This is a genomic window from Moorena sp. SIO4G3 (assembly GCF_010692305.1).
In the GTDB taxonomy this organism is placed as follows: domain Bacteria; phylum Cyanobacteriota; class Cyanobacteriia; order Cyanobacteriales; family Coleofasciculaceae; genus Moorena; species Moorena producens_A.
In genome coordinates this window covers 21723-44459 of sequence record NZ_JAAHIG010000042.1, presented here as the reverse complement: position 1 = coordinate 44459, position 22737 = coordinate 21723, and the positions used below count along the sequence as shown (strand labels likewise).

Below are 22737 nucleotides of genomic sequence, written 5' to 3'. Positions count from 1 at the left end.
TCAAAATTGCTGTTGCCAATTGGCGTGCTATGGGTAAGTATGACACTGAACTGCATACTCGTGGCTATGAGCTAATTCACGTACCACCAGGAAAGGACAGCGCTGATTTTAAGATGGCTACCGTTGGGTCTTCTATCTTTATCCATTATCCAACCGCCAAGGAAGTCTTAGTCTGTTCCTCTGATGGGGTCATGACTCATCTTTGCACCACCCTACAAACCCATGGACTAAAAGTCTATTTGGTGCGTAAGCAAAACGATAAGATAATTGTTTTAAATAACAAGACTCGTGAAACTCAAGCCCATTCTCTGGTTTCTGTACCAGAAATCCCCACCCTCGAAGAATTTATTAATCAGCTCAAAGACATCCTCAAAGCTGAACAAAAACGCACTTCCAATGCTTGGGTAAACCTGTCTAGACTATCATATCTATTTGAATCAAAGTATCAGCTTAGCCTCAATCAAGTTGTGTCCCTGCGCTTGCCTGGAAAACTAACAACCGATATTTTTAGTGATTACCCCAAGGAGTTTGTGACTCATCACATACCGGGGACTTCTAATTTTTATATAACTCTATTTGAAAAGCCAATTTCTTTCATTAAAAAGACTTCTTCTTTGAAGACTATTCAGTTAAAACCTACTGTTAAGCCTGTATCTAAAATTGAATCTAAATCAGATTTGGAAGAGATACTAGTTAAACTCCTCAAGGATTTGAAGACAAACTATAAAGATCCTTATGTTCCGATCGCTCATATAGCTACTGAATTTAAAAAACAATACTCTCGACCCATTACTCAGTTGATGAGAGACTTAAATTTAAAGGGTACATTCCCCAAATTTTTGCAATCCTTGGGAGCGTTTAAACTGAAGAAAGTTGGTAAGGCTTATCAAGTTGCTTTACGGTTAGACGGGTTGAATGCGGTAGTTATTGAGCAGTAGACTTCGCGGCAGTTGTCAGGGAATCGGGAATCGGGAATCGGGAGTCGGGAATCGGGAGTCGGGAATCGGGAGTCGGGAATCGGGAATCGGGAGTCGGGAATCGGTAAAAAATCTGGCATTGCTGAATCTTTGGATCAATATGAATGAGTGGGGTGGGCATCCTGCCTGCCCCACAAGATCAGTATCTTCGGATCAATATGAATAAGTGGGGTGGGCATCCTGCCTGCCTGGGAATATTTATAACCGGCAAGATGCCGGTTCCACACCTGATGCCCGTTCCACGGCTGATGCCCGGGTAGTTGAACTCTCCCCGCTTTGAAAAGACGGGGATTCTGAGCGGATGTCGTTGCGCGGGTTAAAACCGCGCAACGACATCCGCTCACGGTCTGATCTAGAAGTGAATCTAGTATACCGTTGCGGCAGATTCAAAACTGCCCTACCTCCCTGGCCTATGGCCACGCTACGCGAACGGATTAACAGAGAAGTTAACCTGTGGATTTACTTTTAATTTAAATAACTTTCGGAGTGGTTGTACCAAACAAATCAGGGCAATAAATCACTACTTTTTGCTGCATTACTTGCCTGTTCCTTGAGGAGTAGGATCAACCCCGTCTCTTACTGGCTGGAATCTCACCATAAAGCGCAAAAAATCAACGTAACCAACCTTGTTCTTACTCGTTGTTCTATTGTAGCACGATCTCCGGGATAAATCCCGGTACGCTCGCTGCCAACCCAATAAATTAGGTGGCTAACTCTCGCTTGTTACTTTCTCTGTTTTTAACTTTGGTGGGAGTACGTACTTTCATTGCGTAAAAACTCCAACAGGACTTACGCATTTGCCCCCGTGGGTCCCCCAATTCTGGGGGACTTTGACATCTTTACCCCCCAGAATTGGGGGGCTAGGGGGGCGAAATCAACTTAACCGCGTAAGTCCTGTCCAATAAATAAATCTCCAAATCTACAAGAATTTATTGGACGGGTGCGCGCAGCTGAGGGCGTTTCCCCGATTCGTGACTGGATAAGGTGCAAGAGACAGAGAATTCTCACCATCTCCCCATTTCCCCATCTCCCCATCTCCCCATCTCCCCATCTCCCCATCTCCCCATCTCCCCATCTCCCCATCTCCCCATCTCCCCATCTCCCCATCTCCCGACTCCCGACTCCTGACCCAAATCTCAAAAACCTACCCCTGTCAGGAGTAATGGGTAAGTCCTGAGAGATTGGCAATGTTACAAATTCGTAATTTTAGTGATAAATACTCACGGGATGAGATAATAATGTAAATAAATATTACATTTTGTTAGATAATGATTAGAGTATTTACAGACTTTGACGGTCCGATAATGAATGTCTCAGAACGTTACTATCGGGTTTACCAGTTTTGTCTCAAAGAAATCCAACGCCCTAACCAGCCAATCCTGCCCATGTCCAAGGCGGAGTTTTGGCAGTGTAAGAGGGGGCGTGTTCCGGAGATAATTATTGGTATTCGTTCTGGTCTCGATCCCAGCCAAGCTGAAGCATTTGCTCAGCTACGCCGTCAAACTGTACACACTCTGCCCTACTTAGTCCATGATCAACCGGTTCCCGGAGCTATCGATGCCCTGGAAAAATTACAACAAGCAGGTGTAGATTTAGCCGTCATGACCATGCGTCGGGTGCGAGAGCTTGATGAAGCCTTCAGTCGCTTAGACCTGGAGAAATTTTTTCCCCCTAACCGACGGTATTGCCTGAGTAACGACTATGTTAAGACCGGTGACACTAAGGATAAACCTTTGCTAATGGCAAAAGCCCTAAAAAAACTCCCAGCTGCGTCTGATGTCTGGATGATTGGCGATACAGAAGCGGATATAGTGGCTGCCAAAACCCACGGTATTAAAGCAATTGGAGTTTTATCTGGAATACGCGATCGCACTCAGCTCAATCTCTACGAACCAGATTTTACCGTCAATAATCTCGCTGAAGCGGTAGATTTAGTTCTAGACACAGCAGTACTACAAGCCGTATAATTGGCGATTTTAGCTAATCCGGCTAGAGCGAGCCCTACGCCTGACCCTCGGTCAGGGTGGGATTAAACGAACTGTGAAAGTTCAAGTGATTTTTTGTTCCAAAAAAGCTATGGCTATGGTGGTGAGATTGTATCGAAATTGAAGTAATTATATCACTAACTAGCTGTGCAGACAAGGGAACTTCGGATCAGGGAACAGAAAGGGTTTGATAAACTTTAAGTTTCTTAACACAGTTAAAAAAAATTGGATCTCAAGCCTGTGGCTATGATAAATTTTTATAAAATAATAATTTTTATAAAAAAATCGCGCTAAAGTCTTGGCTGACAAGGCTTGTGGTTATTTAAAAAAGCAATTTTCATGAAAATTGCTTTTCATGGCCATAATGCAGTCGCTCCCCATGAGCGACTGGCGTGGTTTCCACCGGGCAAACCCAAGCAAGGGTAGAGACGTTTGGGATATATCCCATCAAGGGGAAAAGCACCACTACTAGACAAGGAACGTGCTATTGGAGGCACATCCTCATCCCCAATCCCCCATTCCCATGTTCAACGTAAGAAGCAACTAATCAGCCACAGCAATACAAATGTCACCAATGTAGCCAGTTTTTCTGTTGTCAAGTCTAGGGTGGTAAATTGGCTTCCCAGAGAATTCCCCAGCAAACTCCCCAATCCCACACCCAAAAACAGACCTGCCAGGGTTAGCAACACTGCACGACCAAATTGTTGTTCTTTCCGATTGAGGAAATAGATCGTGAATCCGAAGCCTATAGCCATCACCAAGGGCAAAATCGAGTCTGCCGATGAGGTGTAAAGCACCGTAGCACTGCTTAAGATTAAGAACACCGCACTCGGCCAGATCATGTCTTCTCTTGTCGGAGTATCCCACAACCGTTTCAGCCACTCAGGAGAGTTATTAACTGGTGTTTGGGGAAAACTCGGTGGAGCTTGAGAAGCCTTCTCTGGGAAACGAATACGATCAGGAACTTTAATCTTTCCTTCCTGGCGCATCCTAAGTCGATCCATGATAATGGCATCGTAGGCCGCCTCTACGGTATCTAAAAGCTTTTGGTTACCACGATGCTTTTGCATCAGGCGACCTTTGGCATCCTGAATTTCATCAAAGGACGCTTCTTCCGTAACCCCAAGCTGATCATAGGGATTGTTATCACTCATTCAAGACCTCCGAGACATCCCTTGTTTTCACATCCCTTCTTTTCATTAGTATGACAGCAACTTTAAACTAGTTATGTATATGTTAAGGTTAGGCACGAGAAACTCTCAACCTTGCTCTGGGTAACCACTGGTCACAGAGTCGTCTTGGTTGAGGGTGGTGTCAATGCCCCTGGGTGCTAGTGTAGCTTGATCTTCAAACAGCAGTGCCGCAGTGAAGTCAACACAATGCCGGTGCATCTCAGTTTTATTGCCAAATCACCGGAGAATTCCTGAATAATGTTAGAACCGTTAGTAAATCCATATAGACCCATCAAGGCTATGGGTTTTTTGCTCTTTAGAAGAAGAAAAAAAGACTTTTTGCCGTGGTTCTGGAAGTCCTACTGTGGGGGAATTTTGAAAATAACTGATTTGCCTATGCAATTTACCAACTATTGGCATTACGTAATAATCTGACGATAATTGTCTACAATGCCCAACAGCACCGTTGGTGTCAAAACACTCTGCGTCTTAAATTTGTGATCCCGTTTTCCGTGGAAAGTTATGACCGCCGCCAAGATTCTTGTCGTAGATGACGATCCGGCAATCCGAAATTTAATTCTACGCTTCTTAAGTCAAAAGAATTTTCAAATGCAGGCTGCTCAAGATGGCAAGACGGCTCTTGCCACATTTGAGCAATTTAATCCAGATTTAGTCATTCTGGATGTCAATTTGCCTGACGCCCTTGGCTACAACCTGTGTCAGCAAATGCAGAGCCGCACTGATGTCTTTGTCCTCTTGCTCACCAGTCGGTCGGATGCTGCTGACAAAAATCAAGGATTTCAACAAGGTGCTGATGACTACATCACCAAGCCCTTTGATTTACAAGAGCTGGAAAATCGAGTTAGAGCAATTTTGAAACGGAAGCGGGCTGTTACTGCTACTGAAGCAGAACGCCTCGTCTTCGACCATTTAGTCATCGATCCAGGGCGTAGGGAGGTAACTATCAACGAAATACTTATCCCTCTAACTGCTCTGGAATTTGATCTACTCCATTTTCTGGCCTGTCATCCAGGTCGAGTCTTGCGCCGTTCTGAGTTAATTCAGGAAGTCTGGGAGTACGATTATGTGGGAGATCAGCGAGTAGTTGATGTCCATATCGGTCAAATTCGCCGGAAAATTGAGGTGAATTCCAGTGACCCTTCCTTAATTCAGACAGTTCGAGGTGTTGGCTACAAGTTTGAGGCACCTTCTACTAAGAACAATGAGAAAAATGGTAAATCCAGTAGCTAACTCATTGTTGACACTCCACGACTACTCAAACCCCTTGCTCGTGGAGCGTCAATGGTTGCCAAGGCAATCGACCAATGAGCTACTGGCTTACAGTTCAAGAGTCATCTAGTACAGCACGGCGGAAATAAATATACGATTCAAAAATAGCAAAACGCTTATGTAATAAGCATGCAAGAATTGTTAATACCATAATTTTTAATTCCCCGGAGCAGTACTAGTGATCATGCCTGCTTGGGTCTAGCCTCTTGCTGAAGTTGCTCGACCTCTCTGGAATTAGCTTTGTTGAGAAGATGTCGTAGCATGATTGTTTGATTGAGCTGTAGCAACTTCTGCTGTAGCAACTTCTTTGGTGGCAGTTTTCTCAGATTCACTTGGGGTAGGGGTGTTCAGCCCTTGCTCTATCTGTTGTGCCTCTAGCTTAAACTGACTTTCAAACTCCTTGGAGGCATCTTGGAAGCCTCTAATTGCTTTACCCAGACTACGACCAATTTCTGGTAACTTCTTAGGGCCAAATACTAATAGGGCAATGACCATAATCAACACCATTTCCGGTAAACCCATACCAAAAACGTTCATTGTTATATAACCTCCTGGGATTTGTCAAGTTCTGGTTTGCTGTTACTAGTTTGCTGTTATTTAGTTTGCTGTTATTAGTATTCCACATTTGACCCAAATTGACCGCTGTTTAGTTGAACTAAGCCAGTTGAACTAAGCCAGTTGGACTAAGCCAGGGAGTTATCCGATGTGACTTCCGAGCCTATCCATTGTTGTCAAGAGGATAAAAAAACCCGGACAAGCCGGGAGGGAGCTGAAATATTTGAAATGTTAATGATTAGCAGTTGAGTCAGGGAGTAGACTACTGCCCTAGGCTTGTCCAATCAACGTTGAAACCTTGAATGAGGATTGATTTGTTGTAAATCTGCAAAATAATCAGCAAAAAGACGAAAAATAGCCCCATAAAGACTCCCATTACAGGAGTAGTGCCCCAACCTGGGGCAACTTTACCATATTCGGAGTTAAGGGGTTTGAGAATATCTCCTAGCCGAGTTCTTTGTGCCATGGGTAAATTGAGTTTATGGTAAATTTAGATTTATGTTAATAGATATTGTGACTAATCCCACATCAAATCAAAGATTATGATGTGGGCGCGCTCTTACTCACGAATGAGAATTGCTGCTCCTCGGCGGATGCCGACGCGGGGCGCGTTCGATATCCTGAGGTGCGACCCGTGGCGAATTTAATTCGCCAAGTAAGAGCGCACCTATACCGATTTACCACAGCCATTGAGCGGCAGTCCAACCGCCATTAATCCACGATTCAATAGGTGAGCGCCTCCTAGGCCGGGGAACCCAGCCTTGGGTCGCACCTCAATATTGATACCACTGTTTCAGTCCAAAATCAAGAGACCCAGTCAGGCTTGGGGTCTCCCTCTAACTTCGGGTATAACGGGAGACCCCAAGCCTTGTGTAGGTTGGGCTACATACCCCATGTCCGCCACGGACGCGCCACGTCATCTTTTCCCAAGACAATTAACAAACTATTAACACAGTACCTTCTATTTGTCAAGCCTGCCGTTCACAACAACTAATCTTTTTGAGCGACTAGGATTTTTTATTGACAAACCTAGACAGTAGTTAACAAAACTTAATATTATGTCAACTACTGTCAACTACTGTCTAGTAGTTAGAGTTTTGGAAATTTATCTTAACAGTGTTAAACTTGTGTGCTATTCTTAATAAAAAGCAATAAAACTAAAATTTGTTAACACAACATCAAAAAAGGCTACAATTGACTCTGATTCTACTTCTAACAATAGATCCCGTTTAGCTCGCCTTTGGCGTGATCGTTCAAGCACAGCTCGGGTTATCCCCTGCCATGCTCTCGATCCAGAGTGAACTAAATGTATAGGTTTGTCTAGATTTTAGACAGCAGAATCTCAAAAAGAAAACAGACTAATATAGCGATGCAGTGGCCTCACGGGGAGGCAGTGCCTTCATGCGGGGGTTCCCCCCATTAGCAACTGGTGTGGTTCCCACGGGGCTTACAGCGATGCAGAGGTGCGACCCGTGGCGAATTAAATTACGGGTCAAGCGCACCTAAGCCGTCTTGAGGGTTTATCCCACTCGCGCTTTGCATCAACACAGGAGCTGAACTTGCTTCCGCACACAGACCCATGGGCCATGAGCAACTGCCGTGGTTTCCTAAACAAGCGACTGCATCAACAGACACACTTATATTTGATTTGAGCCATGGAACCCGCAATAGTCCTTAGCATTGTTATCCTTGTTTTTGTAATCGGTATCACTGGTATATCGATTTATACCGCTTTTGGACCCCCTTCAGCGGAATTAGTCGATCAGTTTGAAGAACATGAAGACTAATATAATAGTGTTCCATTCAAACGGGGAAAGTCAAAAGTCATTAGGGTAGCACAACTCAACTAACAACTCAACTATCACTTAACCCCTATCCTTGGGCAAAACATAGCCTTGGGCAACAGACCAAGCAATCCCTTAAGCATTGAAGGTAGATTAAAACTTGATCGTTAAACTGTTGTCGTGTTCATTGAGTTCGGAGCCTTGAGGAGCCGGAATTTGAACGGTAAATGTAGTCCATCTCTGAGAGCTTTCTACCTGAATGATGCCATCGAGCTGTTTGACTAGCTCCTTGACCAAAGCTAGACCTAATCCTGTACCACCTCGCTTCCAAGGATCAGCATTAGGAATGCGATAGAACTTATCGAAGATGTGGGGTAATTCCGTATCAGCAATCTCAGCTTGATTGCTGATTTTAAATATTACCTTGGGTACGGTATCTGATGCGATCAGATCCGGATTGTTTTGGTAAAAAAACTCAAGAATAATCTGCCTGTTGGCTGGAGTATATTTACAAGCATTGTTGAACAGTTCTGTCACAATTCGCCCGAAGCTGGTCTTGTCAATCAAAACCGATGGCAAATTATCTGACAAAGTCAACTTCAGGATTTGCTGTTGTGCCTGGATACGGGAGCAAAAGGAATCAACGATTCGGTGTAACCAGATTTTCAAGTCTACTACTGTTCTCGAAACCTGATAAGAGGCGGTTTCTAAACGCTGCAAGTCAAGTAAATCGTTGATTAGTTCAATTTCTCTGTAACACTCAGATTCTAAAATCTCTGTATAGCGCTGTCGTCGTTGACTCTCCGGAGAAATTTTGAGCATCTGTATTGCCATTTTCATATTGGATAGAGGTGTGCGCAGTTCATGAGAAACGGTACTTAAGAAATCATCTTTGAGCATGTTTAGTTTCTGTAGTTCCTGGATTCTCTCTCGTAGTTGTTGGGTGCGCTCAAGTACTTGCCGTTCTAAGTCGGTGTTGAGGTTAGCCAAACGCTGATAAAGCTGGCCTTGCTGAATTGCGATCGCAAGTTGCTCAGCCATCGACTGCACCAAAGTCACTGCGCCATCAGACCATTGGTAATCACTATCAATCTTGATCAGGCACAATTTTCCCCAGAGGCGGTTTTGAAACCTTAGTGGTACAAGTAACCCATGGCAAGTATCCTGAAGCTTTAAGTTGCAGCTATTGTTAATACGCACCACTTCGAGATTTTTGATCTTGCGACTAATCTGATTGTCCACATCGGGAGTTTCAGCTCCCATTGGGCTACTCAAGTTAGCTTGTTTACTGCATTGAGATACGGTTAACCAAACCTGCTGCTGTGGCAGATATTCTTGAATTTCTACTAGGTCAACCTCCAACAGCTGACTAATTCCTTGAGTGGCTGTGGTAAAAATCTGCTCTAAATCAAGAGAGCTACGAATCTTTTGAGTAAACTGATTGAGCGTTGCTTCCCGTTGAGCTTTGAGTTGGTTTTCCTGATAAATTTGAGCCTGCTGAATCGCAATTCCTACATGGTCTGCTACTGATTTCCACAAATTTCTTTCCCAAAACTGCCACTGTCGTGGTCTACTACACTGATGGGCAACCAGTAGTCCCCACAAAGGTGAGTCTAATGGTTGGTTTTGGTCTAGTTGAGGGTGACAGATGATCGGAACTACCAAGTTAGCAACGACTTGAAACTGAGCTAGGCAATTAACTTCATAGGAGGACAAGCCCCCAGAATCAGAATAGATATCTTCAATCGCTTGGATCGGACCATACCGGTACTGATTAGCATGGGTTTCCCAGAACTGGGGATTATACATTTCCCTACCTGTAATCGGCTGCCAGGGTGATTCTACAGACTCTACTGTGAATCTACCTCTCCAATCCGACTCGAAGCGATAAACCGCTACCCGATCTGCTTGTAACAATCGACGAACTTCATTAACTGTGGTATTTAGAATTGTCTCCACATCTAAAGACTTACGAATGCGGGCTGCAAAGTTTTCCCGAAGGGAATCACCCATTGCCTGCCTGAGCTTATCTTGAGCCACTTGGTTAGACAGTGCGTTCGCGTAGCGTGACCTACGGTCAATCTGTGCCTGTTTGCCCTCTTTACCATCAACGACAGTTGCTACAAAACCAATCTGTTTCCCTACCTGATCTTGCAGGACACTAATCCTAAAATCGCTAGCCAATTGGCTACCGTCTTGGCGTTGAATAAGCAACTCACCCTGCCAAACCTCTAACTGGGACAATTGAGCAAAAATTTCTTTGATGGGAGCATGACTTCTAGGGGGAAACATGATCTCGGATAGCTCGGACCCAATAACATCTTGGGCTTGCCATTGATATAGCTTGCAGGCATAACTATTCCAATGGATAATTTTTCCGTCCATATCTATGGCAATAATCCCACTAGGTAAGTTATCTAATAAACAAGCCTGAAAGTGAATTTGCTCTTGTGCCTTTTGGTATTTGGTTTCCTGAGCTAATAAAATTTCTTGAAGCTGCTCAAAGGCTGCTTCATCGACGGTAAGCTCACGTAGAATCTGGAACTGCTCTAATCTCATCATTGATGTCTCAAAATCGAACGATCAGCTCTCAATTCAACAGTTACCATCAGCAACTGTGGCAGAAGTGACTTGGGTTGTTGTATTTCTCACATCAGCCTGTTTTCTATTCTTACCTGTACTCAGATGCCGAAAGTTGAATTGATTTGCCATAGCTAGTTGACTAAAAAACTTCCATAGATACAGCCATAGCATTCCCAAAACTATGACTCAGAGCGACAATTGTGTATAAAGATTGATCTAGCAAGCAGGTCAGAGGGATTTAAGCAGTCAGCACAAGCGCTACTTGAGGTGCGTGCGCGTTCAGCACTCAGCTTATTTTATTCAAAAGCACCTGAGGTAGCGTGGCACAGGCTTTGGCCTTTTGGCCAAGGCCAAGCGTGGCCATAGGCCAAGGCCAATAGCCACTCAAGTAGCACCATCTGTAGCGCTAATCGCTGAATGCTGAATGCTGAATGCTGAATGCTGAATGCTGAATGCTGAATGCTGAATGCTGAATGCTGATAGCTGAATGCTTACAGAGCGATTACTTTACCAGACAGCTGGGTAGATTCTCAACGGATCACAACCGATGCTAATACTCCCCTGAGGTTAATTGTCAACCAAACCCCAAGAAACTACGATGCCCTCTAATTTAGAACAACTTTCGGCTCAGCTGGAAAGCCCCAACATGCGCGATCGCTTGATGGCTCTGGCATCACTACGAGATGTTCAAGCCAGTGATGCGGTGCCGCTAATTAAAAAGGTACTTGATGATCCCAATTTACCAGTTCGCTCTATGGCTATCTTCGCCCTGGGAGTCAAGCCTACGGAAGAATGCTACCCAATTTTGGTCAAATTTATGGCAACTGACCCAGATTACGGCATTCGTGCTGCTGCTGCTGGGGCTTTGGGATATCTAGGTGACCCCAAAGCCTTTGAAGCTCTAGTTAGGGCGTTCTACGAAGATACTGAATGGTTGGTACGTTTTAGTGCTGCTGTGTCCCTAGGTAACCTCCAAGATCCCCGTGCTCGTGATGTGCTGACCAAGGCGTTAGATAGTCAGGAAGTACTAGTCCAACAAGCTGCTATTGCTGCTTTGGGGGAAATCAAAGCTACAGAAGCTATAGACGATATTCTACGCTTTGCCCAGTCAGAGGATTGGATAGTGCGTCAACGTTTAGCAGAAGCTCTCGGTCAACTTGGTCAGGACAAAAGTATCTCGGCATTAAACTATTTGGCAAAAGACAGCCATCCTCAAGTATCTGAAGCCGCTCAAATGGCTCTATTGCGTTTGTCTAAAGCCTCAAGCTAGTGTAGCATCCTGGTAATTGGGCTAATCATAGCGCGATAGAATCAAGAGTGAACCACTTGATTGAAATTACCAACATCAGTGATCTACCACGATCTACCACAAATTTTTACAATCTTAGCCAATGGATATTAAAGAGTTTTTTGAACAGAGCGCTGGCAGATGGTTTTCTCAACGTACTAGTAATCATATTACCTCTCAACCCATTAAAAATGGTAAGTCCAACATCACAATGGAAATGCTATCTGGTGATGCCCCAGAGGTGATCAAACTCTGTAAGCAATACCAAATAGAGCCTGGTATAGCTATATTTGGCTTAAAAGTGATTTGGGACGGTACAGTAGTAGGAGAGCAGAAAAAGCAAACTGGTTCCACTGTTGTTGTAGCTGTTCCCAACCCAGAAAATCCTGACATTGGCAAGCTATTGCGAACTAATGGTGATGTTGAAGAAACTTCCTTTCTTGATGCAATAGCGAGTGGGGGAAACCAACGGCAGTCGCTCATGGGGGGAACCCCCAAGACCGCGCTGCCTCCCCAAGACAGCACCGGTAGTCGCTCATGGGGGGGACCCCCAAGACCGCGCTACCTCGCTGCATCGCTAAAATGTCGTTACAGTATCGGCCAGGATGATGTTTTAACAATGATTACAGAGGGGAAAACTCTATATGCTGAAGAACGTTTTTGGTTTGCTAGCCCTAACTTTCGGTTACGCACTAACGTTCTCCAGCAGAGGGGGCAATTAACCATGGCTTCTCTGGCCACAGAAATTCGTCTTGGTGTTACGTGAAAGTTAAGCATTCAGTAAGCTATAGCGCGTGTCGCGTATCAGTTATCAGTTATCAGCTATAGCGCGTGTCGCGTATCAGCCTTGGCCTTGGCTTTTGGGCCACGCGGGGCGCGTTTGACCACTCTACTTGAGGTGCTATCAGCTTTTGAATAAGTGATGCAGCAAGGGAACAGGGGAGGCAGTGCCTTCATGCGGGGGTTACCACGGGGCAAACAGCGGTGCGGACGCAGGTGACCCACACAGACCCATGCACCACTCGCGCTTGGGATCAAGACAACAGGTAACCATTGGTTTAATCTCTTTTACGTCAGCTGACCACTAACCACTGAACACTGACCGCTGAGGGCTGACCGCTGAATGCTTAAAGTCTCAATTATTAGTATTTATGTTATTTACTACAAAAGGCTTATCGATAGGTTTTGGTTCTTTACTGTAAGCACTTTCTAGGACTTTGTTCCTGACTAAATTTGCCTCATATTCAGAAAAATATCCAATCAGGGTACCTCGCCACACTTTCTTGAGCATATATCTCTCTGATGGCACCTGTATATAACCGGCTGGGGCATAGTTATCTTTTATAAATGAATCCGACTTAATGACCTTAGAATTTTTAATATAATCATGTTTGGATTTAAACAGCTTACAATTGTAATTGTAAGCCCATTTGTTAGATATAACGACTCGTTTAAGATTTATTTTATTCAATAAATAACTTGTTGGTACAAAAACAGCAAATTTGCCATCAGGAATCTTAGCACAGGCTCGTGCCGAGTAATTTTCAAGAATTATTTGGACAAATAATGTCAGCTGGATTCCAAAAATTAGTCCGGCTATTAAACCAGAAAATAGGGGAAAACAAAAACTTTTTTCATGCATCCTGTTGCTAGACTTTGCTAAAGTAATTTAGACTGGAATTAAGTCTATCAATTAAGTGCTAGATATATAGCTAATATATAAAATTTTAATGAATATTACTGGATAGTTTGATGAAAGTTTATAAAAAATAATTTAATCACAATGGGGTATGCCATAGGGGGATCAGCGAGGATTTGGTATGATTAGCTCCGAACGCGCCCCGCGTGGCCTACGGCCAAACGCGCCCCGCGTGGCCAAAGGTCAATCGCGCCCCGCGTGACCTACGGTCAATCGCGTAGCGTGGCCTACGGCCAATCATCCCACGGGGATTAATCGTGGGATGGTTAACTTTGCTCCAGGTTAACAGTGGCCTGGGAAGGACTCTCTGGCTCTGACCTACTTTCGACCTCCTGATCTTCCAAGGCACTGGAAGCTGAATCACTGACTTGCTGATCGACTACCATAGCTGTGACTGTAGCAGAGTCTTGGTGCAGGACAACTGCCTTGAGCTTAAGGTAAACATCTGAAGAGTCTGGTGGTGGATGAAATTGGTTAATTGGCTTCTTGTTAAGCTCATAACTTGACCAATCTACATTGTAGATAGGACTAGCACGGGCTTTGCTCAGAGGCTTTGGGAAGCTTTCTCTGGGCTTGACTGATTTTTCAGGTATTTTGGATGATATGGTCTTGGCTTCAGGGGAAGTGTCCTGTTGCCGTGTTGGTGCTGCTTGGAGTGTCTTTGACTCAACCATGCCTTGCTCTGGTGTAGTTTCATAAGAACTAGTACCTACAGAGGTTTCAGCAACATTCTCTACCCACTGTAAACTTAGTTCTAAGCTCTCGGTTGCGGATGTACTATCGACGGGAGCGGTTAAATTTTGGGGAAATTTACGACAAACCATCCGCTCAAACTCATGATTAAAGCGATATATAGGTTGTCCTCGTCGTAACCAGACTGTCAAAATTTGCTCTACAGATATCGCTTTGTAACGCCCTTGATAAAGAGCCTCAATCACCGCTAGACGCACCCAATTGGCAGGATAGTTCTCAAGCCATAGATTGACTAATTCTTCTACAGTGTAACCCCTGAGCTCAAACCCATAGTGACTGAGCAAGGCAAGGGCATAGGCAATGGCTAAATCTGAGTCATTGGTCATGGGTAAAAGGATTCAAGGTGGGAAGGTGGTACGATTCCAGGTGGAAAGGTCGCACATGTGGCACATTATGGACCCACAGAGGCTTCTGGCAACGTCGCTTGGGAATATAACCTATATCCTGCAACCTGCAACCTGCAACCTGCAACCTGCAACCTGCAACCTGCAACCTGCAACCTGTAACCTACAACCTGCAACCTACAACCTGCAACCTGTAACCTACAACCTGCAACTTGCAACTAGTTTTAGTAGTGAGTTGCTTGGTCACTGAAATCAGGACTCATGACTCATGACAACACTATACGGTGAGTTGAACTCAGTGAAACGTCCTGTCTTCACCAAGGCCTGATAGATAAATGCAATCGCATCAGCTCGCTTTGCTTCCCGCTTGGGATGCAACAGGGTTGGGTTGGGGTGGTTAACGACAATTTTCGCGATGGTAGCGTATGCAACTGCTTCGGTAGCATAAGCAGGAATATCCTTCCAATCTTCTGAGATTTTAGAAATCTCAGAAGAGTCTTTAACTGACTTCCCTAGAGTTTTGGCTAAAGACAGCCCATTGACTAGAGAGGCAATCAAATCAACACGGCGCAAGGTCTGCTGAGGATGGAAGGTTTGGTCGGGGTATCCAGAGAGAAAACCACCACGATAGGATTGGTTGATAGCTGGTAATGCCGGTGAAATTCAGGGGGACATCAATAAATTGGGTAGCTGGACCGATTGGATTGGGGTCAAACACTTTTACCAGTAGGGCAGCGCACTCAGCCCGAGTTAGAGGGGCATCTGGTTGAAAGCTGCCATCCGCAAAGCCACTAATCAGGTTTAGACTACCGAGGCGGCGAATAAAACCTTCTGCCCAGTGTCCAGGTATATCGGTAAATGAGGTAATGTCAGGGTTAGGGTTAACAATATAAGGAGATGCGATCGCGTAGTGTGGCCTACGGCCAATCGCATCTGCAGAGCCTTTTGCTACCAATGCCTGGTAAATTAATGCTACCACCTCAGCACGAGTAATCGGCCTCATGGGATTGAGCTGATGGGGTTCGGGATAATTACTACCATTTGTCTTTGAGTTGCTGTGGCTACCGCTTGGGTAGCATAGCTGGGAATCTGAACGCGATCGCGATAAAACCCGAGTTCCCTAGACTAACCACCTGTTAACCCCAAACCCTTGACTAGGGATACCAGACCTTGCACTCTGGTCAGATTTTGCTGGGGGCGAAATGTGCGATCGGGGAATCCGGAAATAAAACCCATAACTGCTGCTTTCCGAATTGCTTGTGATGCCCAAAATTTGGCGCTCGAATCCACAAACTCCCCTCTACCTTTACCCACCTGCCGTGGGCTTTCAAATGTTTTGGCAATAATTGCTGCATACTGTGCTCTAGTCAGGTTGGCTTCTGGCTTGAATGTGCCATCTCCAAAGCCACTAACTAGCCGTCTGATCACTAATTCTCCAATAAACTGGCTTGCCCAATGACCTCTCAAATCACTGAATTGAAATGGACCAGTCTGCCGGACTGGAACTTGAGATTAACGCAACTCTACCGCACCCTCAATTCTAGATGGATTGAGCTGATTGCCCACCGAAACTAACCTGACAGAGCTGCTATTTTGGAGATCAGCCTTACCATTATTGCGCAGGATATTACCCGCCGGGTCTTGAGAATTGCCTAAATCTGGTCTAGCCCTACCATTAACCACTAAACCACCATGAGTATTGTTCTCAATCAGATTACGACGCAATACCGGTTGCACCTGACGCATCAAAACGATTACAGCTCGGTTACCGAGTATTTTATTATCTGCTATTAACGGTGCTGCCGAGTCAGGGATGGTAATATTTTGACGATTAAACGTAGGGCTGACATAGTTCCCACTGCCCGAAATCACAATATCCTTACCCTTGGTCGGTTTATTGCCGACAACCATCACTACTTTAGGAATCACTAGGGGAAAAACTTCGACCCTAGCCGCATTATAGGTACCAGCGGCTAAGTGAATGGTAGTTCCAGCAGTGGCCATAGAAAGTGCCTTAGTCAAGGTTTTAAACGGAACAGTATCACCAGTATCGCTATCCTTACCAGTGACTGGGTTAACGTGAATAATAGATTTAACCATATTAGTCAGTAAATGGCAATTAACAGGTAATTTTTAACACGTATTAATTAATAATTACTACTTAATATTTAATAATTAACACTTAAAACTTTATCTATAACAAGTGATACTTAACAGGTAATATTTAATACCTAATACTTAACACGTAATACTTAAGACTATGATAGAAGTAGAGCATCTAAGCAAAATCTATGGCACCACCCCAGCGATAGAGAATGTTACTTTCAGGGTTGAACCAGGAGAAATCCTAGGCTTCCTTGGACCGAATGGTGCAGGGAAAACCACTACCATGCGAATTTTGGCAGGCTATTTACCAGCAACCCATGGTACTGCCCGAATTGCTAATTATGATGTTCATGAAAATTCTATGGCAGTACGACGCCGAATTGGTTATTTACCGGAATTTCCGCCACTGTATCCGGACATGACCGTTGAAGGATTTTTGCACTTTGTTGCCCGTATTAAAGGTGTTGCTGCAGGCGATCGCACTACTAAGGTCAAAACTGCCATGGAGCGCTGTAACATAACGAGCAAGGCCAAGCTACTGATCCGCAAGCTTTCTAAGGGCTTCCGTCAACGGGTGGGTATCGCTCAGGCGATTGTACATGACCCACCGGCCATCATTCTAGATGAACCGACAGTGGGTCTTGATCCTCGGCAAATTATTGATGTCCGTAACTTAATTAAGAGCCTTGCTGGTGACCATACTATTATCCTATCTACCCACATTCTACCAGAAGTGAGTATGACCTGTAGCCGGGTAGCCATTATCAATGAAGGCAAAATTGTAGCAACAGATAGTCCAGACAAGTTACTGGCGGAGTTAACCGGGGGATCAGGTTATGAGTTAGAAATATATGGTGATGCACAGGAGTTACAGAAATTATTACAAGTAATACCAGGAGTTTGCCTGGTGGAACTGGTTAATGATCACAATTTACCTGGCGGACGATCTTTATTCCACATCGTATCAGCACCGGGAGCAGAACCCGCACGGGATATTGCAGCTGTGACCGTGGGAGCTGGTGTAGGGATATACGAAATGCGACGGACTCGCGCTACCCTGGAAGATGTCTTTTTGAAACTAACTACCACCGAAAAACCACTGCCTCAACCCGATCCTGATTTACAGGAGTCTGATTTACAGGAGTCTCAGGAGTCTGATCAAGGATTAACGATTAAGGATTAAGCATCAAGGATGAAAGTTATTTTGAAAACCTTTAATCACCTACACAGAATTAATTACCTACTACCAAGTTTGGTAACCCTTAGATTGTCAGTAAGCATTCAGCCATCAGCCGTCAGCCGTCAGCGGTCAGTGGTCAGCGGTCAGCGGTCAGCTTTGTGGCACAGGCTTTGGCCAAGGCCAAAGGCCACGCTACGCGAATGGCCACGCTGTGCGAACGACGCTGGGACTTTCGTGACTATTAAACAAATGGTTACCTGTTTTATTCAAAAGCTGAATGCTGAATGCTGAATGCTGATGGCTGAATGCTGAATGCTGATGGCTGAATGCTGAATGCTGAATGCTGAATGCTTACGATTGTCATGCTTTGAGGTTTGTGAAATAATGTGTAATCAATTTTGTTTACCTGCTTAACTAAGCATTACCTAACTAACCTTAACCATTCAACTAAATAACTTTCAACCTTGGCCTTTCGGCCACGCTACGCGAACAACTAACTTTCAACCTTCAATCCCAAAAGATACCCTCTATAATTAAACGAATAATGATAATTATTGGCAATATATTAGCAATTTTTAGGAAAGAATTACAGGGATATTTTGCTTCACCATTCGCTTATGTTATCGCCGGTGTATTTTGGTGGCTGTCTGGCTCCTTTTTTGTAGAAATTCTTTTGGATCAAGAGGGTATTATTAACCAAGTAGCAACGGCAGAACAATTGGGTTTACCGATACCGCCAGTGGATGTTGCTTATGTATTTTTGCGTCAATTCTTGGAAGTGATGGGTTCACTGTCGTTATTTGTGTTACCAATTCTGTCCATGGGACTCTATGCTGAGGAACGCAAACGCAGGACTTTGGAGCTTTTGGCAACTTCTCCACTAACGAATTGGGCTGTAGCCGTGGGTAAACTCTTGGGAGTGGTGACATTTTATAGCTTTATGGTGCTACCCTTACTTGCCTATGAAGCGATCGCATTTAGTGCTACAGATCCCCCGGTTCAACCTGTCCTACCGTTACTCGCCCACGCCGGATTAATTTTACTGGCAGCATCGGTGCTTTCTCTGGGGATGTTCATTTCTTCCCTAACTGATAGCTCAATTTTGTCAGCAATCCTCACCTTTGCTGTGGTTTTGGGACTTTGGGTGATTGATTTGATTGCTAAAAATGTTAGTGGACCCCTTGGAGAAGCCTTAGGTCATTTATCGTTGTTGGAAAATTATAAAAATCTGATTCAGGGTGTTTTGGATACTAGTAGTATAATTCTGTTTTTGAGTTATATCTTTATCGGTATTTTTCTAACTGCTCAGTCTATTGATGCATTAAGATTTCAGCGTTCTTAGTATGTAAGCATATGCTGAATGCTGATAGCTGAATGCTGATAACTGATAGCTGATAGCTGAATGCTTTCCTCAAAACCTGGCAATTTCTTAAAGCAATTTCTGACATCGAACTGAGGTGAGTCATTGTCAGTTAAACAACACCAGAAAAAACTGAGACAAAAACTGAGACATTTTGCTCTTGTCTTCCCAGTAGTCTGAGATTAGAGAAAGTTCAGGGATATGTAGCTATTGACCTAACACCCCTGACTGGTTGTATCCTGTCCGGTGCTGGGTGATAGTCTTCTTTAGCCCAAATCTGGACAGTTTTCTAGTTTAGAGACAGACAGATTAGATACAGACATATACAGAAATTCTGTGTATAAGAAAACTGCTGTTTTCTGTGTCACTATCCCCAAAGGAGTAGATTATGAGCTTTCACACTGGAGAGATTGCTGTTCAAACTCGGGCTGGGGTAACCGAAGAAGCTGAGAAACTCAGCTCGATGATTACTCCCGTGATCAAACCTGCTGCTCAGATGCTCCTGACAACTCAACAATTAGCGATCGCTAGTAGTGTGGATACCAATGGCTTAGTTTGGGCATCATTGCTGACTGGTCAACCTGGTTTTGTCCGAGTTTTCGATAATAAAACTGTCGAGATTAACTGTATCCCTATCGATGGGGATCCCTTGTACGAAAACTTGGTGCAAAATGGAGTACTGGGACTTCTGGTGATTGACCTGACTACCCGTAAACGCTTGCGGATGAATGGCTTGGCTAGAGTAGAAGGCAAAGGGCAGATTGTGATGCAGACCACTGAGGTATTTTTCAACTGTCCCAAATACATCCAGCTGCGTCATCTAGAGACTGATACCCCTGAGTCAAGGGAGCCTGAAATTCGCAGCTTTGAGGCTTTGACCACAACCGAGCAAGACTGGATTACCCAATCTGATACCTTTTTCATTGCCAGTTTCAATCCAGAAACTGGGGCAGATGCCTCTCATCGGGGTGGATATCCAGGATTTATCCAGGTGATCAGTGATAATCAGCTAGTGTTTCCTGATTATGCTGGCAATAATATGTTTCAAACCCTAGGTAACCTGACAGTGAATCCCCATGCTGGTCTGCTGTTCATCGATTTTGAGCGAGGCAATACCTTACAACTGACCGGAACAGCCGAGGTGATTTGGGATCAGTCACGATTCACAACCGTTCCAGGAGCGCAACGGTTAGTGGAGTTTCATATTGAGCAGGTCTTAGAGACAACTAATGCTAGCCCTATACGCTGGCGCTTTGGAGAGTATTCTCCCGCTAATCCTGCTGTTAAGAAGGAGAGTCTTACTACTTAACTCTTATTCCTTTTGTTTTGAGAGTGATTAGTCTAATTAGTGGATTATAAGTATAAACACGTCGAAAACTAAGTGTAATCACTGAGGCATTAGGATCTAGTGGTTGTTTTAAGGTGATAGAACCTTTAGTTGGTATCCTAGAAGGCATCACTGTTCCATCCCAACTAGAACCTGAATAACCTCTATAATTATTTCCTAAATTATCAACGGCGATAAAATCGGAAAATCGGCTATCTTTATTAGTGTAATTATAAGCTTTAAAATAAATTTTTAATTGGCCATTTTTCCACTTTTCTATTTTATCGACGACGAAGCGAGCGCCATTAACTTGTGGGGATGACCAATAATTTCTAAAAACTTGAGGAATTTGGCTTTTCCATTCAGCAATTAATCGTTGTGCTTCTTGATAAGATGGCGTAGCGTTATGAATCCGTTTGGCGATGGATATTGCTTGACTATACTGTCGCTGATTAGCATAGTGATTTGCCTTGAGGATCAGGTTTTCTCCTTGTATTTCTAATTCAGCACCTAGTCTTTCTAATTCAGCAGCTTTTAGTTTGGTTTCAGCAGCATTAATAATTTGGATTGCTTGCTGCTGGAAACGTTCAGCGTTAACCTGTGCTGCCATTGCTTTGGCTTGTTGCCATTTATGTTTCTTTAGGTCTTGTTGAGCTTTTTGAATTAAATTTTGATCACTTTGCCATTCTTTCCATTGAGTAATTAACGTTTTTGCTTCTTGGTAACTATTACTCTCAGTCGGTATTTTTTTAGCTTCAGTAATTGCTTTATAGATAAGTTGGGGATTGTCTACTAGTTTAGTTGCTTTATTTAGTTGTGCGACAGAACAGTCATTTAAGAGGCATATCGATTTTTCATTGATGCTCAAAAAATAGGGAACATCTTGAGCTAAGTTAATACATTTTTCATAGTCTCCATCGCTCAAGTGCTGTTGGATTTTACTTACTAATAGTTGCTCAACTTGGTTTAATCCATAGGTAACACCTAATCCTAAACTGATTACAGTAACTATAGCATACTTTAGTCGTTTATTCAGGTTATTTACTTTGAGTTTATTGCTAAACTCTGCTAGTAGTTTTCTTTGAATTGGCTCTGGTGATGGAACCGATTTAAAAATACGTTCTAGATTGGCAAGACGCTTTTTAGGGTCCGGTTCTACCATTTTGTCTAGGTAGTTAAGAAATTCTTTGCTATAACCTGAAGCTAAATGCTTGAATTTTATACGATGATTGCTTAAATCAATTAAATTACTAATTTCTGCCGTTTTAATTCCGGTAACCAAACAAACAAGTGTCACTCCTAAACTATAAATATCTGATGCTTTATTGAGGGTGTGATTATATAATTGTTCTGGTGGCATAAATCCAGCTGTGCCAGCCATCGTAGTACTTCCATTAATTGAACCATAGGCAAGTTTTGCTAAACCAAAATCAATTAAGTAAACCCGCATTTTGTAATCTAACAAAACATTTTCTGGTTTAATGTCTCGGTGAATTATCGGATTATAAAAATGCTGGATATAATCCAAAAGTTCGAGCATTTGAACGGCAATTTGCTGGATTTGCTCTGGTGTAAAGCTTGGGTATGCAGACAAAGGTTGAGCGTTTTTGTACTCCTGTACCAAACAAACACCACCCTCAGGAGCAAAGGAGTCAAGATAGCGAGGAATCCTAGGATGGTGTAACTGTTTTAGTACCTTAATCTCACTTTCAATGGATTGGTAACCATGCCAGCTACTGTTATATTGAGCAAATTGAAACAGCTTGATTACAACTTTTTGCTTAGTTTTAAGATGGATGGCTTGATAAGTTACTCGACCACTGTGATAGTTGTGACCTAATTGTTTTTTGACTTGGTAGCCATAGTTATAAAAATCAGGAAATTCACTCATCGAATGTAGGTTTGTGCATCAGTTACAAAATGTATACGCTTTATATTACTCCAACTTCAACAAAAGAATAACGGATTGAGTTTTAAGTAATTGAAACCCCAAGTCTATGTAGAGTTTTGGTTGATAGTGACCTGAAAGCTAGAGCTGGTAAGTATTGTGGAGCACTTGTGGCACCCAGGAAGTTTATACAAACTTTATATTCAACCAAATCCTTTATACAAAGTTTACAAAAAAACTATGAAGGATAATCTTTTTATGGATAAAAATAGTGTAAACTTATCCACCAATTTATTCACCAATTTATTCACCCAACTAATAGTGTGGCTGGATGTGTGGAATGACTATAGCAAAGGGAATAGGGAATAGGGAACAGAGAGTAGGGAATATGGCATCAAAAATTATCACAATTCCTACAGGGCTCCCGATATAGCGCTACGCGCAAG

25 protein-coding genes and 1 pseudogene are annotated in these 22737 nt (G+C 43.6%); 10 read left to right on the top strand and 16 right to left on the bottom strand.

Annotated elements, in window-relative coordinates:
- A pseudogene (locus F6J99_RS10920) lies at window positions 1–938 on the top strand (NYN domain-containing protein); the annotation flags it as partial.
- On the opposite strand, the gene F6J99_RS10915 reads toward F6J99_RS10920, so the two are convergent.
- The 3 genes from F6J99_RS10915 to F6J99_RS10905 all read right to left on the bottom strand — a co-directional run bounded on the left by F6J99_RS10915 (window position 925) and on the right by F6J99_RS10905 (window position 2110).
- Window positions 925–1098, bottom strand: a complete 174-nt coding sequence (locus F6J99_RS10915) for a hypothetical protein (RefSeq protein ID WP_293112946.1) — start codon at window positions 1096–1098, stop codon at window positions 925–927. The pseudogene F6J99_RS10920 and the gene F6J99_RS10915 overlap by 14 nt on opposite strands.
- Before the next feature lie 77 nt (window positions 1099–1175).
- Window positions 1176–1397, bottom strand: a complete 222-nt coding sequence (locus F6J99_RS10910) for a hypothetical protein (protein ID WP_293112945.1) — start codon at window positions 1395–1397, stop codon at window positions 1176–1178.
- Window positions 1398–1981: 584 nt separating this feature from the next.
- The gene (locus F6J99_RS10905) at window positions 1982–2110 is read right to left on the bottom strand and encodes a hypothetical protein (RefSeq protein WP_293112944.1); all 129 of its coding nucleotides are present in this window, start codon (window positions 2108–2110) and stop codon (window positions 1982–1984) included.
- Between the two features lie 135 nt (window positions 2111–2245).
- Between F6J99_RS10905 and F6J99_RS10900 the strand changes: the two genes are divergently transcribed.
- Window positions 2246–2944, top strand: coding sequence for an HAD family hydrolase (locus F6J99_RS10900; RefSeq protein ID WP_293112943.1), 699 nt, complete (start codon window positions 2246–2248; stop codon window positions 2942–2944).
- A gap of 371 nt (window positions 2945–3315) precedes the next feature.
- On the opposite strand, the gene F6J99_RS10895 is transcribed toward F6J99_RS10900, so the two are convergent.
- From F6J99_RS10895 to F6J99_RS10885, 3 genes are all read right to left on the bottom strand, one after another.
- The gene (locus tag F6J99_RS10895) at window positions 3316–3459 is read right to left on the bottom strand and encodes a hypothetical protein (RefSeq protein WP_293112942.1); all 144 of its coding nucleotides are present in this window, start codon (window positions 3457–3459) and stop codon (window positions 3316–3318) included.
- Window positions 3460–3489: 30 nt separating this feature from the next.
- Window positions 3490–4116: a CPP1-like family protein gene (locus F6J99_RS10890; RefSeq protein ID WP_293053545.1), complete on the bottom strand. Its 627-nt coding sequence runs from the start codon at window positions 4114–4116 to the stop codon at window positions 3490–3492.
- A gap of 105 nt (window positions 4117–4221) precedes the next feature.
- Window positions 4222–4353, bottom strand: a complete 132-nt coding sequence (locus F6J99_RS10885) for a hypothetical protein (RefSeq protein ID WP_269086994.1) — start codon at window positions 4351–4353, stop codon at window positions 4222–4224.
- Between the two features lie 303 nt (window positions 4354–4656).
- On the opposite strand from F6J99_RS10885, the gene F6J99_RS10880 reads away from it, so the two are divergent.
- Window positions 4657–5385 (top strand): response regulator transcription factor, encoded by a 729-nt coding sequence (locus F6J99_RS10880; RefSeq protein WP_070392670.1) that lies wholly within the window; start codon window positions 4657–4659, stop codon window positions 5383–5385.
- Between the two features lie 273 nt (window positions 5386–5658).
- On the opposite strand, the gene F6J99_RS10875 is transcribed toward F6J99_RS10880, so the two are convergent.
- Both F6J99_RS10875 and psbH read right to left on the bottom strand, forming a co-directional pair.
- A complete protein-coding gene (locus F6J99_RS10875) occupies window positions 5659–5961 on the bottom strand; it encodes a TatA/E family twin arginine-targeting protein translocase (RefSeq protein ID WP_070392669.1) in 303 nt (100 codons plus the stop codon).
- A 280-nt stretch (window positions 5962–6241) separates the two neighbouring features.
- Window positions 6242–6445: a photosystem II reaction center protein PsbH gene (psbH, locus tag F6J99_RS10870; protein WP_008178875.1), complete on the bottom strand. Its 204-nt coding sequence runs from the start codon at window positions 6443–6445 to the stop codon at window positions 6242–6244.
- A gap of 1189 nt (window positions 6446–7634) precedes the next feature.
- Here psbH and psbN point away from each other — a divergent pair.
- Window positions 7635–7766: a photosystem II reaction center protein PsbN gene (psbN, locus tag F6J99_RS10865; RefSeq protein WP_008180512.1), complete on the top strand. Its 132-nt coding sequence runs from the start codon at window positions 7635–7637 to the stop codon at window positions 7764–7766.
- Window positions 7767–7916: 150 nt separating this feature from the next.
- Here psbN and F6J99_RS10860 read toward each other — a convergent pair whose 3' ends face one another.
- Window positions 7917–10325, bottom strand: a complete 2409-nt coding sequence (locus tag F6J99_RS10860; RefSeq protein WP_293112941.1) for a GAF domain-containing protein — start codon at window positions 10323–10325, stop codon at window positions 7917–7919.
- 619 nt (window positions 10326–10944) lie between these two features.
- On the opposite strand from F6J99_RS10860, the gene F6J99_RS10855 reads away from it, so the two are divergent.
- Window positions 10945–11616 (top strand): HEAT repeat domain-containing protein, encoded by a 672-nt coding sequence (locus tag F6J99_RS10855; protein ID WP_293112940.1) that lies wholly within the window; start codon window positions 10945–10947, stop codon window positions 11614–11616.
- A 121-nt stretch (window positions 11617–11737) separates the two neighbouring features.
- Entirely contained in the window at window positions 11738–12400 is a 663-nt protein-coding gene (locus F6J99_RS10850; protein ID WP_293112939.1) for a phycobiliprotein lyase, read from the top strand.
- A gap of 369 nt (window positions 12401–12769) precedes the next feature.
- Here F6J99_RS10850 and F6J99_RS10845 read toward each other — a convergent pair whose 3' ends face one another.
- From F6J99_RS10845 to F6J99_RS10820, 6 genes are all read right to left on the bottom strand, one after another.
- Window positions 12770–13276: a hypothetical protein gene (locus F6J99_RS10845; protein WP_293112938.1), complete on the bottom strand. Its 507-nt coding sequence runs from the start codon at window positions 13274–13276 to the stop codon at window positions 12770–12772.
- A gap of 323 nt (window positions 13277–13599) precedes the next feature.
- The gene (locus F6J99_RS10840; protein ID WP_293112937.1) at window positions 13600–14412 is read right to left on the bottom strand and encodes a hypothetical protein; all 813 of its coding nucleotides are present in this window, start codon (window positions 14410–14412) and stop codon (window positions 13600–13602) included.
- A 270-nt stretch (window positions 14413–14682) separates the two neighbouring features.
- Window positions 14683–15072 (bottom strand): S-layer homology domain-containing protein, encoded by a 390-nt coding sequence (locus F6J99_RS10835; protein WP_229424458.1) that lies wholly within the window; start codon window positions 15070–15072, stop codon window positions 14683–14685.
- A complete protein-coding gene (locus tag F6J99_RS10830) occupies window positions 14990–15433 on the bottom strand; it encodes an S-layer homology domain-containing protein (protein WP_293053520.1) in 444 nt (147 codons plus the stop codon). Before F6J99_RS10830 ends, F6J99_RS10835 begins: the two co-directional genes overlap by 83 nt.
- Before the next feature lie 122 nt (window positions 15434–15555).
- Window positions 15556–15897: an S-layer homology domain-containing protein gene (locus F6J99_RS10825; protein ID WP_293112936.1), complete on the bottom strand. Its 342-nt coding sequence runs from the start codon at window positions 15895–15897 to the stop codon at window positions 15556–15558.
- A gap of 45 nt (window positions 15898–15942) precedes the next feature.
- Window positions 15943–16530: a DUF1565 domain-containing protein gene (locus tag F6J99_RS10820; RefSeq protein ID WP_293112935.1), complete on the bottom strand. Its 588-nt coding sequence runs from the start codon at window positions 16528–16530 to the stop codon at window positions 15943–15945.
- A gap of 160 nt (window positions 16531–16690) precedes the next feature.
- Between F6J99_RS10820 and F6J99_RS10815 the strand changes: the two genes are divergently transcribed.
- The 4 genes from F6J99_RS10815 to F6J99_RS10800 all read left to right on the top strand — a co-directional run bounded on the left by F6J99_RS10815 (window position 16691) and on the right by F6J99_RS10800 (window position 20385).
- On the top strand, window positions 16691–17719 hold the full coding sequence (locus F6J99_RS10815; RefSeq protein WP_293112934.1) for an ABC transporter ATP-binding protein: 1029 nt from the start codon (window positions 16691–16693) through the stop codon (window positions 17717–17719).
- A 9-nt stretch (window positions 17720–17728) separates the two neighbouring features.
- A complete protein-coding gene (locus tag F6J99_RS10810; RefSeq protein ID WP_293112933.1) occupies window positions 17729–18007 on the top strand; it encodes a hypothetical protein in 279 nt (92 codons plus the stop codon).
- 250 nt (window positions 18008–18257) lie between these two features.
- Window positions 18258–19058, top strand: coding sequence for an ABC transporter permease (locus tag F6J99_RS10805; RefSeq protein WP_070392661.1), 801 nt, complete (start codon window positions 18258–18260; stop codon window positions 19056–19058).
- A 406-nt stretch (window positions 19059–19464) separates the two neighbouring features.
- Entirely contained in the window at window positions 19465–20385 is a 921-nt protein-coding gene (locus F6J99_RS10800) for a pyridoxamine 5'-phosphate oxidase family protein (RefSeq protein WP_293112932.1), read from the top strand.
- On the opposite strand, the gene F6J99_RS10795 is transcribed toward F6J99_RS10800, so the two are convergent.
- Window positions 20378–22294 (bottom strand): serine/threonine-protein kinase, encoded by a 1917-nt coding sequence (locus tag F6J99_RS10795; protein ID WP_293112931.1) that lies wholly within the window; start codon window positions 22292–22294, stop codon window positions 20378–20380. The two genes, F6J99_RS10800 and F6J99_RS10795, sit on opposite strands and share 8 nt — an antisense overlap.
- Window positions 22295–22737 lie beyond the last annotated feature (443 nt).

Bases quoted from the DNA above. Each gene is read 5' to 3' on its own strand.
- F6J99_RS10915 (WP_293112946.1), bottom strand. From the start codon at position 1,098: ATGCCCACCCCACTCATTCATATTGATCCAAAGATTCAGCAATGCCAG.
- F6J99_RS10900 (WP_293112943.1), top strand. From the start codon at position 2,246: ATGATTAGAGTATTTACAGACTTTGACGGTCCGATAATGAATGTCTCA.
- F6J99_RS10890 (WP_293053545.1), bottom strand. From the start codon at position 4,116: ATGAGTGATAACAATCCCTATGATCAGCTTGGGGTTACGGAAGAAGCG.
- F6J99_RS10885 (WP_269086994.1), bottom strand. From the start codon at position 4,353: ATGCACCGGCATTGTGTTGACTTCACTGCGGCACTGCTGTTTGAAGAT.
- F6J99_RS10880 (WP_070392670.1), top strand. From the start codon at position 4,657: ATGACCGCCGCCAAGATTCTTGTCGTAGATGACGATCCGGCAATCCGA.
- F6J99_RS10875 (WP_070392669.1), bottom strand. From the start codon at position 5,961: ATGAACGTTTTTGGTATGGGTTTACCGGAAATGGTGTTGATTATGGTC.
- psbH (WP_008178875.1), bottom strand. From the start codon at position 6,445: ATGGCACAAAGAACTCGGCTAGGAGATATTCTCAAACCCCTTAACTCC.
- psbN (WP_008180512.1), top strand. From the start codon at position 7,635: ATGGAACCCGCAATAGTCCTTAGCATTGTTATCCTTGTTTTTGTAATC.
- F6J99_RS10860 (WP_293112941.1), bottom strand. From the start codon at position 10,325: ATGATGAGATTAGAGCAGTTCCAGATTCTACGTGAGCTTACCGTCGAT.
- F6J99_RS10855 (WP_293112940.1), top strand. From the start codon at position 10,945: ATGCCCTCTAATTTAGAACAACTTTCGGCTCAGCTGGAAAGCCCCAAC.
- F6J99_RS10850 (WP_293112939.1), top strand. From the start codon at position 11,738: ATGGATATTAAAGAGTTTTTTGAACAGAGCGCTGGCAGATGGTTTTCT.
- F6J99_RS10845 (WP_293112938.1), bottom strand. From the start codon at position 13,276: ATGCATGAAAAAAGTTTTTGTTTTCCCCTATTTTCTGGTTTAATAGCC.
- F6J99_RS10840 (WP_293112937.1), bottom strand. From the start codon at position 14,412: ATGACCAATGACTCAGATTTAGCCATTGCCTATGCCCTTGCCTTGCTC.
- F6J99_RS10830 (WP_293053520.1), bottom strand. From the start codon at position 15,433: ATGAGGCCGATTACTCGTGCTGAGGTGGTAGCATTAATTTACCAGGCA.
- F6J99_RS10820 (WP_293112935.1), bottom strand. From the start codon at position 16,530: ATGGTTAAATCTATTATTCACGTTAACCCAGTCACTGGTAAGGATAGC.
- F6J99_RS10815 (WP_293112934.1), top strand. From the start codon at position 16,691: ATGATAGAAGTAGAGCATCTAAGCAAAATCTATGGCACCACCCCAGCG.
- F6J99_RS10810 (WP_293112933.1), top strand. From the start codon at position 17,729: ATGAAAGTTATTTTGAAAACCTTTAATCACCTACACAGAATTAATTAC.
- F6J99_RS10800 (WP_293112932.1), top strand. From the start codon at position 19,465: ATGAGCTTTCACACTGGAGAGATTGCTGTTCAAACTCGGGCTGGGGTA.
- F6J99_RS10795 (WP_293112931.1), bottom strand. From the start codon at position 22,294: ATGAGTGAATTTCCTGATTTTTATAACTATGGCTACCAAGTCAAAAAA.